Source organism: Rhodococcus sp. C3V (assembly GCF_029269915.1).
Classification (GTDB): Bacteria; Actinomycetota; Actinomycetes; order Mycobacteriales; family Mycobacteriaceae; genus Rhodococcus_F; species Rhodococcus_F qingshengii.
Genome location: NZ_JARJBE010000004.1, coordinates 237,140 through 249,069 on the forward strand (window position 1 = coordinate 237,140; position 11,930 = coordinate 249,069).

Genomic DNA, 11,930 nt, shown 5'->3' on the forward strand with positions numbered 1-11,930 from the left:
TGTTTCCGACTTGTCATCGGGCGCGGCATCGGGATCGGTCGTCGGTACAACGTGGGACACTGGTCGAGTGAGGTTGTATCGAGACACGGCGGTGGTGCTGCGCCTGCACAAACTGGGCGAAGCCGACCACATCGTCACGTTGCTCACCCGTCAGTTCGGGTTGGTACGTGCCGTGGCCAAAGGTGTCCGCCGAACCACCTCCAAATTCGGTGCCAGACTCGAACCGTTTGCTCACATCGACGTGCAACTACTTCCGGGCAAGAATCTCGACATCATCACTCAGGTGCAGACGGTCGACGCATTCGCCACCGACATCGTCGACGACTACAGCCGGTACACCACGGCCTGCGCCGTACTCGAAACTGCCGAGCGGTTGGCCGGCGAGGAACGCGCGCCGGCCCCGCAGCTTCAGCGATTGACGGTGGGAGCGCTGCGTGCGATTGCCGAGCAGGCACGACCGGTCGAGTTCGTGCTCGACGCGTTCTTGTTGAGAGCCATGGGCTATGCGGGTTGGGCGCCTGCCCTCGAAGAGTGCGCCCGCTGCAGTGCTCCTGGACCGCACCGGGCCTTTCATGTCGCCGCAGGCGGAGCCGTGTGTACCTATTGCCGCCCGGCGGGTGCTGCGACGCCGTCGCCCGGAGTGCTCGACTTGATGGAAGCCCTGCTCCGAGGGGAGTGGGAGGGTACCGATTCGGCGCCCGCGACGCTGCGGACGCAAGCCAGCGGACTGGTCGCGGCACACCTGCAGTGGCATCTCGAGCGTCAATTGCGGACGTTGCCGCTGATCGAGCGTTCGAGGCCGCATGCAGCCGTCGAGGTCGACTTGCCCGTGAGGCAGGATGGAACACGTGATTCGACGACGCGAACCGCGAACTCCGCTTGATTCTGCTGCTGACCGGGTGATCCGACCACCGGACCCACATCCGTCCGGGGCAACCCCGCCGATCCTGCAAACCGAACTGATCCCGCGCCACGTCGCTTTGGTGATGGACGGCAACGGACGATGGGCGCAGGAGCGCGGTCTGCCCCGAACCGCCGGGCACGAACGCGGCGAAGCTGTCCTGATGGACACCGTCTGCGGGTGCATCGAGATGGGTGTCGAGTGGCTCTCCGCTTACGCCTTCTCCACCGAGAACTGGAAGCGGAGTCCCGACGAGGTTCGATTCCTGATGGGCTTCAACCGTGATGTCATCCGCCGCCGACGCGACGAGATGAACGAAATGGGTGTGCGTGTTCGCTGGGCCGGTCGTAAGCCGCGCCTGTGGGCCAGCGTGATCAAGGAACTCGAGATCGCCGAAGAACTGACCAAGAACAACACCGTCATGAACTTGACCATGTGTGTGAACTACGGCGGCCGGGCCGAAATTGCCGATGCGGTAAAGGAAATCGCGAAGCGTGTCGCGGCCGGTGAGATCAATCCGGACAAGATCACCGAGGCGACGGTTGCCAAGTACCTCGACGAACCCGACATGCCCGACGTCGACCTCTTCCTGCGTCCGTCGGGGGAACAGCGGACGTCCAATTTCTTGATCTGGCAATCCGCCTACGCCGAAATGGTGTACCAGGAGAAGCTGTTTCCCGATTTCGACCGCCGCGACCTTTGGGCCGCCTGCGTCGAGTACGCCTCACGCGACCGTAGATTCGGTGGCGTCAAATGACAGGGGAGAACATGACCGACACCACCGACGAAGCAGCCCGCCTACAAGAACGCGCGGCCGCCTCGCTGGCGCATTTCGTGACGGTCGATGTGGCTGCCGACGGATCACTGGGTTTCCAGTACTCCGGCGCGCTGTGTTCCATCCAGGCGATGAATCTGTCCGAGGGTCTGGACGTGCTGTCCATGACGTGTGTTCTCGCATGGGACCGACCGGTGAGCGCGGCACTGCATCGCAAGGTGGCCGAGCGGAATCGCACCATCCAATTCGGCTCCATCGCGGTGTTCGGCCACGGCAGTCTGGCGGACGTCATCCTGCGTTACACGTTCCCTGCCGCCGGACTGGACGACGAGGCACTGACCACGATGTTGCTACTGGCGCTCACCGGTGCCGATACCGCCCGGCAGGGTTTGATTCCCTGACGCTCTCAGGCGGCGGCGCAGTCGCGGCAGGTGCCGAAGATCTCGACGGTGTGACTCACTTCGGTGAAACCGTTGTCCTCGGCGATGGTCTGTGACCACTGCTCGACCGTCGGGCCCTCGACCTCGACGGTGAATCCGCAGTTGCGGCACACCAGGTGATGGTGGTGCCCGGAGGAGCAGCGTCGGTAGACGGACTCACCTGTGTCGGTGCGTAGGACGTCGATGGTTCCGGCGTCGGAGAGTGCCTGCAGCGTGCGGTAGACGGTGGTCAGGCCGATGCCTTCACCTCGCTTGCGCAGTTCGTCGTGCAATTCCTGTGCCGACTTGAATTCGTCGATGTCGTCGAGCAGGGCGGAGATGGCGCTGCGCTGTTTCGTGGAACGAACGCCGACTGTGGCCGGTCCACGTTTCGAGGTCGTACTGCCCGGGGTGTTCATGCGGTGGAATCTCATCCTTCTTCGGCGTGGGCGACAGCGTCGACGACGATGTGTGCAAGGTGATCGTCGACGAGTCGATAGAGAACTTCTCGTCCGTTGCGCTCGCCGCGGACGACGCCCGCTGCTTTGAGTACGCGCAGATGCTGGCTGATGAGTGGCTGAGTGACACCGAGAGCTCCGACGAGTTCGTGAACGCAACGCTCCGACTCGTGCAACTGAAGCACGATCGCGATCCGAACGGGTGCAGCGAGCGCCCGCAGAATTTCGCCGGCTGCCGCCAGGGTTTCCTTGGGCGGCACGGGCGCGGGCGGTGCGGCTTCGAACGGGTCGTGCGTGTGTCCGAGGTCGGAATGATCATGGCTTTTGTGGAGATCGCCGGTATCCGCAATGCTCACAGCGAGGCTCCTTCGAGGGGTAGATCATGATGTCCGGGCATAGCCATCTCACCACATTATTGCAAATCACTTTCATTTTGATATGCACAAGTATGCATGTCAACCTTGGACGGAAGTGCGTGGCAGCCGCCAGATAGGCTGATGGTGCGAAAAGCGCACGAAAATCATGCATCTATTACCCAGATGGAGAGCAATCGAGTGGCACCCAAGTCCAAGATCGAAGCCGTTGTCAATCTCGCCAAGCGGCGAGGCCTGGTCTACCCGTGCGGTGAGATCTACGGCGGTACCAAGTCCGCATGGGACTACGGCCCATTGGGTGTCGAGCTCAAGGAGAACATCAAGCGCCAGTGGTGGCGCAACATGGTCACCAGCCGCGAGGACGTTGTCGGCCTCGACTCGTCGGTGATTCTGCCCCGCGAGGTGTGGGTCGCGTCCGGTCACGTCGGTGTCTTCAACGACCCGCTCGTCGAGTGCCTCAACTGTCACAAGCGTCACCGTCAGGATCACCTGCAGGAGGCGTACGCGGAGAAGAAGAAGCTCGACAACCCGGACGACGTCTCGATGGATGTCATCGGTTGCCCCGATTGCGGCACCGTCGGCCAGTGGACCGAGCCGCGCGACTTCAACATGATGCTCAAGACGTACCTCGGCCCCGTCGAGAGCGAAGAGGGCATGCACTACCTTCGCCCCGAGACCGCACAGGGCATCTTCGTGAACTTCGCCAACGTGCTGACCACCTCGCGTAAGAAGCCGCCGTTCGGCATCGGCCAGATCGGCAAGAGCTTCCGCAACGAGATCACCCCCGGCAACTTCATCTTCCGCACCCGTGAGTTCGAGCAGATGGAGATGGAATTCTTCGTCAAGCCGGGCGAGGACGAGCAGTGGCATCAGTACTGGATCGACTACCGCCTTGACTGGTACACCGGCCTCGGTATCAACAAGGACAACCTGCGTCTGTACGAGCATGCGCCGGAAAAGCTTTCGCACTACTCGAAGGGCACGACCGACATCGAGTACCGCTTCCACTTCCAGGGCAGCGAATGGGGCGAGCTCGAAGGTATCGCGAACCGTACCGACTTCGATCTCTCGACGCACTCCAAGCACTCGGGCACCGAGCTGAACTACTACGACCAGACGACGGGCGAGCGGTACACGCCGTACGTCATCGAGCCGGCGGCCGGTCTCACGCGTTCGCTGATGGCCTTCCTGGTCGACGCCTACACCGAGGACGAGGCGCCCAACTCCAAGGGCGGCGTCGACAAGCGCACAGTGCTCCGCCTGGATCGTCGACTCGCTCCCGTCAAGGCTGCCGTTCTGCCGCTCTCGCGTAACGCGGACCTGACGCCGAAGGCCAAAGATCTTGCAGCGCAGCTGCGTCAGAATTGGAACGTCGAGTTCGACGACGCCGGCGCCATCGGTCGTCGTTACCGTCGCCAGGACGAGATCGGCACACCGTTCTGCATCACGGTCGACTTCGACACTCTCGAAGACCAGGCTGTGACGGTGCGTGAGCGTGACTCCATGGCGCAGGAACGCGTCGCCCTCGATCAGGTGGAAAGCTACCTGGCCGCACGGCTGATCGGCTCCTGATTCTCGTTCGAAGCTGACGGGCGGTCCTTCTCAATCGAGAAGGACCGCCCGTTTTCTCTTTCCCCGATGGTCCTTCAGGCGCAGGATCGAAGTTATGAGAAAACTCAGCGTGACCAACAGCGTGACTCTCGACGGTGTCATGCAGGCACCTGGTGGGCCGGACGAGGACCGTCGTGGCGGATTCGAGCACGGTGGGTGGGCAGCACCCTTCAACGATTCCGTCATGGCGCAGAAGATGGGGGAGGGGATGGCGAAGAAATCGGAGTTGCTGTTCGGCCGCAGAACGTACGAAAACTTCGCCTCGTACTGGCCGTTTCAGACCGACAATCCGTTCACCGAGGTGCTCGACAACACGCAGAAATACGTAGTTTCAAGAACTTTGGGCGTACAGCTCCCGTGGAAGAACTCGACCTTGTTGAAAGGTGATGCCGCCGACGCGGTCGCCACGCTCAAGGAAAGTGAGGGCCCGGATCTGGTGATTCTGGGCAGCGGCGACTTGATCACGTCATTGGCCGAACGGCGTCTCGTCGACACCTACACTCTGCTGATACATCCGCTGGTTCTCGGAACCGGGCGCAGATTGTTCCCCGACGGAGCTGCGCTCGCTCAGTTCACCCTCACCGACAGCGTCCCCACGACAACAGGCGTCATCATCGCGACGTATCAGTTGAGCTGAACACAGTCGAGCTGAGTACATCAGGGAACTCGCCGAAATGCCGAATCTGCCAGCGCTGAGTTCTGACTGCTTGCGCGCTGGTCGGCGTAACCCAGGGCGCATAGACCCGGACAGCGCGCTTACCGCCGGAGAAGTTCGTCGAGACGATGTCGTGTTCGACGAGGGTTTCGACGGGAAAGACGAAGTGCCCCGAATGCTCTTCGTCGTATACCTTCACCACGAACAGCATCACGCGGTCGCTGGTGTCGAATGGGCGGATGGGCCCGGCCTCGGAACGGCGCCACAGTGTGACGAACTGACCGAGCTTGGTCGGCGTCGTCTTGGCGGTTCGATAGACGAAGGCAAGGCCGTTGACGGTCAACGTGTGAGCGCCGTACTCAGCACCCTCGGACTCGGGAATCGGTGTGGACCAGGTAAATCCGTCGGCGTTCATCGGCACCGATGATGCCACGAACCACCGACAGCCTTCGTGACGAACGCTGTCGGTGGTAGTCCCGATTCAGGCCGAAGGCACCTTGTCGAGAAACCCGAGAACAAGCGTCACCCGGCCGTCGTCGTCGCGTTCGAGTACGTCGAATCCGTCGATCAGTGACTCGGCCCCCGACGGGCCGAGAGTCCAACCGAATCGAGCCTGTCGGTGATGCGCGTCCACAGGTCCGACGAGGGTGAAGTGCATGCCCGGAAATTGTTGCTGCACAGCGTTGATCATCGCGTCGATCTGATCGTGTCCGGTGACGTCCGCGAGCGGATCGGTGTAGCGACCGCCGGGTGCGAACAATTGCTCGACCCGTGCTTTACGGGCGGTGGTATCGGTTTCGTTCCACATGTCGATGTAGGCGTCGGCGATTGCGTCGAAGTCGCTCATGGTCGCTCCCTTGATCAGTTTCCGGTGGTGAATGTCCGGCGGCCTCGCCGGCTGAGACCACTGTTCCTCCGAAACTGCGTCGGGTCGATTACCTCTGAGGTCATGGCCTCGGCTACCTCGGGTCGCTAACTTGAAAGAATGACCTTCGAGACGATGGACGTGGGCTCCGAACTCAAGCGGTGGCGGGAGCGGCGAAGGCTCACTCAGTTGGGACTCTCGGCGGCGGCAGGAGTGTCGACCAGGCATCTGAGCTTCATCGAAACCGGCCGCTCCAAGCCGAGCCGGGACATGATTCTTCACCTGTCCGAATGTCTGGATGTTCCTCTACGACAACAGAACACGCTTCTGCTGGCAAGTGGCCACGCGCCGGAGTACTCGCAGAAGTCGTTGGCAGAAGCGCCGATGTCAGCGGTGAGTGAGGCCATCGATCGCATCATCGACGCGCATGACCCGTATCCGGCCGTGGTGGTCGATCAGCAGTGGGAGATGGTCGCCGGGAACCAGGCCGTGGGAATTTTGACCGCGGGCGCCGCTGATTTCCTCCTGGAACCACCGGTGAACGTATTGCGTCTGAGCTTGCATCCCGAGGGCATGGCGCCGCGGATCGTGAACCTCGCGCAGTGGCGGGCCCACCTGCTCACAAGGCTGGCTCGGGAAGTGGAGGTCAGTGCGGATGTGCAGCTGTCGTCGTTGCTCGACGAGCTGCGCGCCTATCCGAGCGGCGGAGACTGGCACGACGACCGCGCGAATTCCCTGCTGGTTCCGTTGCGTGTACGCGTCGGCGATACCGAACTGGCGATGTTCAGCACCACCACCGTGTTCGGTACGCCGCGCGACGTCACGCTCGCAGAGATTGCGATCGAATCGTTCTACCCGTCGGACACGCAGACGGCCGACTACTTTCGATCGGCCGCCGAGGTCACAGGGACTTCTTGCCGAACTTGAGCTTCCACGGCACCAGAGCAGACTCCAACTGAACCGAGAGACTCATCTTGGAGACGCCTTCGGTGCGCTCCTCGAAGCGGATGGGCGTTTCGGCGATCTTCATGCCGCGCTGAACAACTCGGTAGTTCATCTCGACCTGGAACGCGTAGCCGTTGCTCTGCACCGATTCGACGTCGATGTCGCGCAAGGTCTTTGCATGCCACGCCTTGAAGCCGGCGGTCGCATCCTTGACGTGCAGTCGCAGAATGGCGTTGACGTAGAAGTTCGCCCAGGCGGACAAGGCCTTGCGGTGCCACGGCCAGTCGCCGGCGACTGCGCCGCCTTCGACGTAGCGGGAGCCGAGAACGACTGCCGCATCGGTAGTGGTGAGGATCTCGATCATGGCGGGGATCGCTTCGGACGGGTGCGAGAGATCTGCGTCCATCTGAATGACGATGTCTGCGTTCTCCGCCAGAGCCCGGCTCATGCCCGCGACGTAAGCACGGCCGAGACCGTCCTTGACCGTGCGGTGAAGCACTCCGACCGGGATGGGACCATCGATACCCAACTTGTCCGCAACCTCGCCCGTTCCGTCGGGGGAGTTGTCATCCACCACGAGGACGTGCAGGTTCGGGATCTTCAACGCGGCGAGGCGATCGACGAGCTTTGGCAGGTTCTCACGCTCGTTGTATGTGGGTACAACGACGGTTATCTGCGGGGCGACGCTTTCCATAACACCTTCGTATGATCTGTGATCCCGACTTGCCGGATGAAGCGTACGACGAGTGCGGTCGTGAACAAAGTAGGGATTTTACTACCTCGACGGGATCCGTCAGAACCGGCCGCCGCCGCCTCGACTGGTTCGGCCGCCGCCCCCGCCGCCGAAACCACCGCCGCCGCCACCGCGACCGGAGCGTCCGCTGCTGCTCGGTCCGCCGTACGAACGGGGCCCTCCGCCACCTCGCAGAATGCTGTTGATCAGGATGCCGCCGAGGATCGCTCCTGTCGCATCGCCACCGCCGCCACGGGGTCGTTGGTTTGCTTCCCAGGTGTTGACGTCGTTCTGCGCGGCGCGAAGTGAGTGCGTCGCCAAGGTGGTCGCGGCCTGGGCGTGTTGCAGCGCCTTCGACGGATCCGAGGCCTGCAATTGCTGGGCCGCCTGCAGGTGCCGCTGAGCCTCGGCGTAGCGAGTGCGCGCCTCCGCTCCGATCGCGCCGCGCCTGGTTCCGAGGAAGTCGCCTGCAGCGGTCACCTGAGCCTGTGCGGCCAGAATGTCCTGGGCGAGGCGCTGCTGTGCACGTTCGAGCTGCTGCTTCTGCTCCTGAGCGTCGGCAAGAAGCGCGTCGAGTTGTGCGTCGGCTGCGACGATCTGGTTGAAGGCTGTCAGCGGATCGCTGTCCTTCGACGTCTGAGCATTCGCCAACGCTGCCTGGGCTGCGGCCTTCGCGTCCGCCAACTTCTGCCCGCCTTGCGCCAGGTAAGCGTCCGCAGCGGTGATGCCCTGCTGGACGTCGTCCATCGCGGACGGAAGTGTCGCGATGGCGTTTCGGATGTCGTCGGCGGCGTGATCGACGCCGTCGAGTAGCTTGCGTGCCTGATCGAGGGCGGCTTCGGCCGTGCGAATCGCAGTGACGGCAGCGCCTTGCTTACCGGCCGGCAGTGCCGTCGCGTCTCGTCCTTCCTCGATCGACTTCTCGGCGAGCGTCAGGCGCTCACTCGCCATCGTGACGTTGTTCACGACCGATGCCAGCGTCGGCGCGGGGAATTGATCCTTCAATTTGGTCAGAATCGCCTCGGATTCGGGCAAGCGCACGCTGAGAGAAACAACACTCTGCGTCAACGCATCGAGACGGGCGGGGGCGTTGATGAGAAGGTCGCGAAGCCCGTCGAACTCCTCGACGCGAGCTTCGAGTTCTTGGTCGGCTCGACCGCACGAGGAAATGATGTCGATCAGCATCTGGCGGCGTTGATCGGGAGTTTCCGGGATGGCGTCGTCGAGTCGCTGCCTGATCGCGAAGGCTTCGGCGAGGGTGGCCTTGGCCTTGTCGAATGCTGCCGAGAAGGGTGCGACGGCGGAATCTCCGAACTCGCTGCGGGCCAGATCGAGTTCCTCCTGGCTGCCGGCGATCGCGTTGTCCGTCTCGACGAGGATCTCCTTCGCGCGTTCGTCGAGCGTTGGCAGCGGGAGTGCATTGAGGCTGGCGATGTCGTCGGGGGAGATGTTCTTCGCGGCTTCGACGCTTGCCTTGTTCTTGTCGTTCTTGCGCTTGCGTGAGTACAGGACCACGCCGCCCGTCCCGACCACCACAGCGCCGCCCGCGATGAGGAGTGTTCCGACTCCCATTCCGCCGCTCGTGTTGTTCGCGTCGCCGAGTGCGCCGGCCGCGGCAATCGCCGCGCCGGTCCAATCATCCTCGGCGAGAGCCGGTTCCACCGCGTCGGTATTGATCGATTCGATGTCGGAATCCGTGATGTTGCGCAGCTCGGCCGGGACGTCGAGGTAGTAAGCACGCTCTGCCGTGGCAACTGCAAGCAGGACGGACTTGGTACTCAGCGTCGACTTCGCGGCTGTCTGCTGTGCCCACGCCTGGCCACCCAGGTTGTTGAAATCGGGGACGAACGCGACCCACAGATCGATCTGGTGGTCCTCGCCGAGTTGATCGATCGCGGCTTGTATGTCGCTGCGTTGCCCGGAATCGAGGACCCCGGAGGTGTCGGTGATGTGATTCGGCAACACCATCGGGGCATCCGCCGAGGCGAGCGCAGGACTGAAGACGAGCGCCAGCAAAGCGAAAATCGCAGCGACGGCGGCGGCGCTTCCCCGACGCCGAACGGGTCGGGTGGTTGTCCGACTCTGCTCTACCGAGGACAACTGCGCGAAGTGTGGTGCGAGGGCCATGACGCAAATCTATCCGTTGTGGCGCGTCGGCATCGGAGGTGATCGCTGCGAACTGGCAGAATTGCGGGAGTGAAACCTGCTTTCGGTACCCGCCCCCACGACCCATCACCCTCGCGGGCGGGCGGCTTCGGGGCAGGATTGGCTCGCTGGACGCGCCGTCTGATCGCCGGTGCGGTGTTGATGGCCGTGGTTCTGGTCGGGGGTACTGCGTTCCGGGTGTGGCAGGTGGCGCGGATCGACGACACGCGGCCGGCCGACGCGATAGTCGTTCTGGGCGCGGCTCAGTATTCCGGCACTCCGTCGTCCGTCTTCGAGGCCCGACTCGAGCAGGCGTACAAGCTGTACAAGCGCGGAGTGGCTCCGCAGATCATCACTGTCGGCGGTAAACAAGAAGGCGACGAGTACACCGAAGCGGCGTCGGGAAAGATGTATCTGACCGATCGCGGAATTCCTTCGAGTGCGATCACCGCGGTGGAGACCGGTTCGGACACACTGCTCAGTATCGACGCGGTGAGCGCCGAGATGTCCTCGCAGGGAATCAATTCCGCTGTCCTGGTCAGTGATCCGTGGCACTCCTTGCGAACGCGGACGATGGCCCGCGACACGGGCCTTCAAGCGTGGACCGCACCTACTCGTCAAGGCCCGGCTGTGTTCACCCGCGAATCCCAGTTACACGGAATCGCTCGCGAAACCGGCGCGCTGCTCTGGTATCAGCTCACGCACTTCTCGGCAGACTTCCCCTACACGGCAGGGCAATAGAGACCATGACAGCTCACACCACCTACGGAGGCGGCACCTACTCCGAACACGACCTCGAACGTCGTGTCGTCGAGGCGCCGAAGCGAGCGGGGTTGCCGGGTTCGCAGATCGCAGCGGCGCAGCATCGTTCGGACTTCTCGCGAGATCGGGCCCGCGTCCAACACTCCGCGGCTTTGCGGCGGCTGGCCGACAAGACCCAGGTTGTCGGCCCGCGCGACGGTGACACGCCTCGTACGCGGTTGACACACTCGATGGAGGTCGCACAGATCGGGCGAGGGATTGCCGACGGACTCGGTTGCGATCCGGACCTGGTGGACCTCGCCGGTCTCGCGCACGACATCGGGCACCCACCGTACGGTCACAACGGCGAGAAGGCCCTCGACGAAGTCGCCAAGGACTGCGGAGGTTTCGAGGGCAATGCGCAGAATCTGCGGATCTTGACCAGCCTCGAACCCAAGATCCTGCGCCCCGACGGTCTGAGCGCAGGCCTCAATCTCACCAGGGCATCACTCGACGCAGCCATCAAGTATCCCTGGACCCGCCCTGAGCCCGGCGCGAAGTTCGGGGCATACGACGACGACGCAGAGGTGCTCGCCTGGGTTCGCGAGGGAGCGCCCGAGCGTCGGCAATGCCTGGAAGCTCAGGTCATGGACTGGGCCGATGACATCGCGTATTCCGTGCACGACGTGGAGGACGGGGTGATCGCAGGCCGCATCGACCTTCGCTCGCTTGCCGATCCGTCCGAGCAGCGCGCACTGGCAGAACTCGGGGCCTCCGAGTTTCGCGGATTGGTAGTCGACGATCTGATCGAAGCCGCCCAACGGCTGTCCGAACTCCCCGTCGTACGCGGGGTCGGAAGTTTCGACGGAACGCTAGGGAGTTCCGTCGCATTGAAGAATCTGACGAGTGAATTGGTGGGACGCTTCGCCACCGCGGCGATCGCCAGCACCCGGCTGACACACGGTGATCGACCCCTCTCGCGCTATCAAGCCGACCTCGACATACCCGAGGCCGTCGCATCCGAGGTGGCGTTGCTCAAGACCGTGGCGCTGTACTACGTGATGTCCGACGCCGGACACAAGGCGCGTCAGGATCGGCAGCGTGATCGTGTTCATCGCGTCGCGGAATGGCTGCTGGCAACTGCGCCGGCCGGGCTCGATCCGATCCTGCTGCCCGCGTGGGAACGCGCCGCGGACGACGGTGCTCGGGTCCGGGTAGTGGTGGATCAGATCGCGTCGTACACGGAGAGTCGGCTGGAACGGGTGGACAAAGCGAGCCTGGGCGCGCAGGCCAGCTGGGGCTGAGCCG

14 protein-coding genes are annotated in these 11,930 nt (G+C 63.2%); 8 read left to right on the top strand and 6 right to left on the bottom strand.

The window, feature by feature from the left end:
- Nucleotides 1-67: 67 nt before the first annotated feature.
- From recO to P3G66_RS13435, 3 genes are read left to right on the top strand one after another with little or no spacing between them, the layout of a single operon-like run.
- Nucleotides 68-883 (top strand): DNA repair protein RecO, encoded by an 816-nt coding sequence (gene recO, locus P3G66_RS13425; RefSeq protein ID WP_029255636.1) that lies wholly within the window; start codon nucleotides 68-70, stop codon nucleotides 881-883.
- Entirely contained in the window at nucleotides 840-1,658 is an 819-nt protein-coding gene (locus P3G66_RS13430; RefSeq protein WP_003944543.1) for an isoprenyl transferase, read from the top strand. The genes recO and P3G66_RS13430 overlap by 44 nt, the downstream gene beginning before the upstream one ends.
- The gene (locus P3G66_RS13435; RefSeq protein ID WP_019749000.1) at nucleotides 1,655-2,077 is read left to right on the top strand and encodes a YbjN domain-containing protein; all 423 of its coding nucleotides are present in this window, start codon (nucleotides 1,655-1,657) and stop codon (nucleotides 2,075-2,077) included. Before P3G66_RS13430 ends, P3G66_RS13435 begins: the two co-directional genes overlap by 4 nt.
- Nucleotides 2,078-2,082: 5 nt before the next feature.
- Here the strand turns inward: P3G66_RS13435 and P3G66_RS13440 are convergent, their stop codons facing one another.
- Together P3G66_RS13440 and P3G66_RS13445 are read right to left on the bottom strand one after the other, a co-directional pair.
- Entirely contained in the window at nucleotides 2,083-2,514 is a 432-nt protein-coding gene (locus tag P3G66_RS13440; protein ID WP_003944514.1) for a Fur family transcriptional regulator, read from the bottom strand.
- Between the two features lie 11 nt (nucleotides 2,515-2,525).
- The gene (locus tag P3G66_RS13445; RefSeq protein ID WP_223257795.1) at nucleotides 2,526-2,813 is read right to left on the bottom strand and encodes a metalloregulator ArsR/SmtB family transcription factor; all 288 of its coding nucleotides are present in this window, start codon (nucleotides 2,811-2,813) and stop codon (nucleotides 2,526-2,528) included.
- Between the two features lie 294 nt (nucleotides 2,814-3,107).
- On the opposite strand from P3G66_RS13445, the gene P3G66_RS13450 reads away from it, so the two are divergent.
- The gene (locus P3G66_RS13450) at nucleotides 3,108-4,499 is read left to right on the top strand and encodes a glycine--tRNA ligase (RefSeq protein ID WP_003944491.1); all 1,392 of its coding nucleotides are present in this window, start codon (nucleotides 3,108-3,110) and stop codon (nucleotides 4,497-4,499) included.
- 94 nt (nucleotides 4,500-4,593) lie between these two features.
- Nucleotides 4,594-5,175, top strand: coding sequence for a dihydrofolate reductase family protein (locus tag P3G66_RS13455; RefSeq protein WP_276116712.1), 582 nt, complete (start codon nucleotides 4,594-4,596; stop codon nucleotides 5,173-5,175).
- Here P3G66_RS13455 and P3G66_RS13460 read toward each other — a convergent pair.
- Nucleotides 5,150-5,626: a MepB family protein gene (locus P3G66_RS13460; RefSeq protein WP_276116713.1), complete on the bottom strand. Its 477-nt coding sequence runs from the start codon at nucleotides 5,624-5,626 to the stop codon at nucleotides 5,150-5,152. The two genes, P3G66_RS13455 and P3G66_RS13460, sit on opposite strands and share 26 nt — an antisense overlap.
- 48 nt (nucleotides 5,627-5,674) lie before the next feature.
- A complete protein-coding gene (locus tag P3G66_RS13465; protein WP_054826187.1) occupies nucleotides 5,675-6,040 on the bottom strand; it encodes a nuclear transport factor 2 family protein in 366 nt (121 codons plus the stop codon).
- 138 nt (nucleotides 6,041-6,178) lie between these two features.
- On the opposite strand from P3G66_RS13465, the gene P3G66_RS13470 reads away from it, so the two are divergent.
- Nucleotides 6,179-6,985: a helix-turn-helix transcriptional regulator gene (locus tag P3G66_RS13470; RefSeq protein ID WP_047270801.1), complete on the top strand. Its 807-nt coding sequence runs from the start codon at nucleotides 6,179-6,181 to the stop codon at nucleotides 6,983-6,985.
- Here P3G66_RS13470 and P3G66_RS13475 read toward each other — a convergent pair.
- Together P3G66_RS13475 and P3G66_RS13480 are read right to left on the bottom strand one after the other, a co-directional pair.
- Nucleotides 6,960-7,697: a polyprenol monophosphomannose synthase gene (locus P3G66_RS13475; RefSeq protein ID WP_003944487.1), complete on the bottom strand. Its 738-nt coding sequence runs from the start codon at nucleotides 7,695-7,697 to the stop codon at nucleotides 6,960-6,962. The genes P3G66_RS13470 and P3G66_RS13475 overlap by 26 nt on opposite strands.
- Before the next feature lie 99 nt (nucleotides 7,698-7,796).
- Complete coding sequence (locus tag P3G66_RS13480; protein ID WP_276116714.1) at nucleotides 7,797-9,863, bottom strand: TPM domain-containing protein; 2,067 nt, start codon at nucleotides 9,861-9,863, stop codon at nucleotides 7,797-7,799.
- Between the two features lie 180 nt (nucleotides 9,864-10,043).
- Between P3G66_RS13480 and P3G66_RS13485 the strand changes: the two genes are divergently transcribed.
- Nucleotides 10,044-10,622 (top strand): YdcF family protein, encoded by a 579-nt coding sequence (locus tag P3G66_RS13485; RefSeq protein ID WP_128638009.1) that lies wholly within the window; start codon nucleotides 10,044-10,046, stop codon nucleotides 10,620-10,622.
- Between the two features lie 5 nt (nucleotides 10,623-10,627).
- On the top strand, nucleotides 10,628-11,926 hold the full coding sequence (locus P3G66_RS13490) for a deoxyguanosinetriphosphate triphosphohydrolase (protein ID WP_003941643.1): 1,299 nt from the start codon (nucleotides 10,628-10,630) through the stop codon (nucleotides 11,924-11,926).
- The last annotated feature ends 4 nt before the right edge of the window (nucleotides 11,927-11,930 follow it).

What these genes read in the sequence shown, in the direction of transcription:
- P3G66_RS13435 (WP_019749000.1), top strand. Translation starts at nt 1,655, where the DNA reads ATGACAGGGGAGAACATGACCGACACCACCGACGAAGCAGCCCGCCTA.
- P3G66_RS13430 (WP_003944543.1), top strand. Translation starts at nt 840, where the DNA reads ATGGAACACGTGATTCGACGACGCGAACCGCGAACTCCGCTTGATTCT.
- P3G66_RS13480 (WP_276116714.1), bottom strand. Translation starts at nt 9,863, where the DNA reads ATGGCCCTCGCACCACACTTCGCGCAGTTGTCCTCGGTAGAGCAGAGT.
- P3G66_RS13465 (WP_054826187.1), bottom strand. Translation starts at nt 6,040, where the DNA reads ATGAGCGACTTCGACGCAATCGCCGACGCCTACATCGACATGTGGAAC.
- P3G66_RS13455 (WP_276116712.1), top strand. Translation starts at nt 4,594, where the DNA reads ATGAGAAAACTCAGCGTGACCAACAGCGTGACTCTCGACGGTGTCATG.
- P3G66_RS13470 (WP_047270801.1), top strand. Translation starts at nt 6,179, where the DNA reads ATGACCTTCGAGACGATGGACGTGGGCTCCGAACTCAAGCGGTGGCGG.
- P3G66_RS13475 (WP_003944487.1), bottom strand. Translation starts at nt 7,697, where the DNA reads ATGGAAAGCGTCGCCCCGCAGATAACCGTCGTTGTACCCACATACAAC.
- P3G66_RS13440 (WP_003944514.1), bottom strand. Translation starts at nt 2,514, where the DNA reads ATGAACACCCCGGGCAGTACGACCTCGAAACGTGGACCGGCCACAGTC.
- P3G66_RS13490 (WP_003941643.1), top strand. Translation starts at nt 10,628, where the DNA reads ATGACAGCTCACACCACCTACGGAGGCGGCACCTACTCCGAACACGAC.
- P3G66_RS13485 (WP_128638009.1), top strand. Translation starts at nt 10,044, where the DNA reads ATGGCCGTGGTTCTGGTCGGGGGTACTGCGTTCCGGGTGTGGCAGGTG.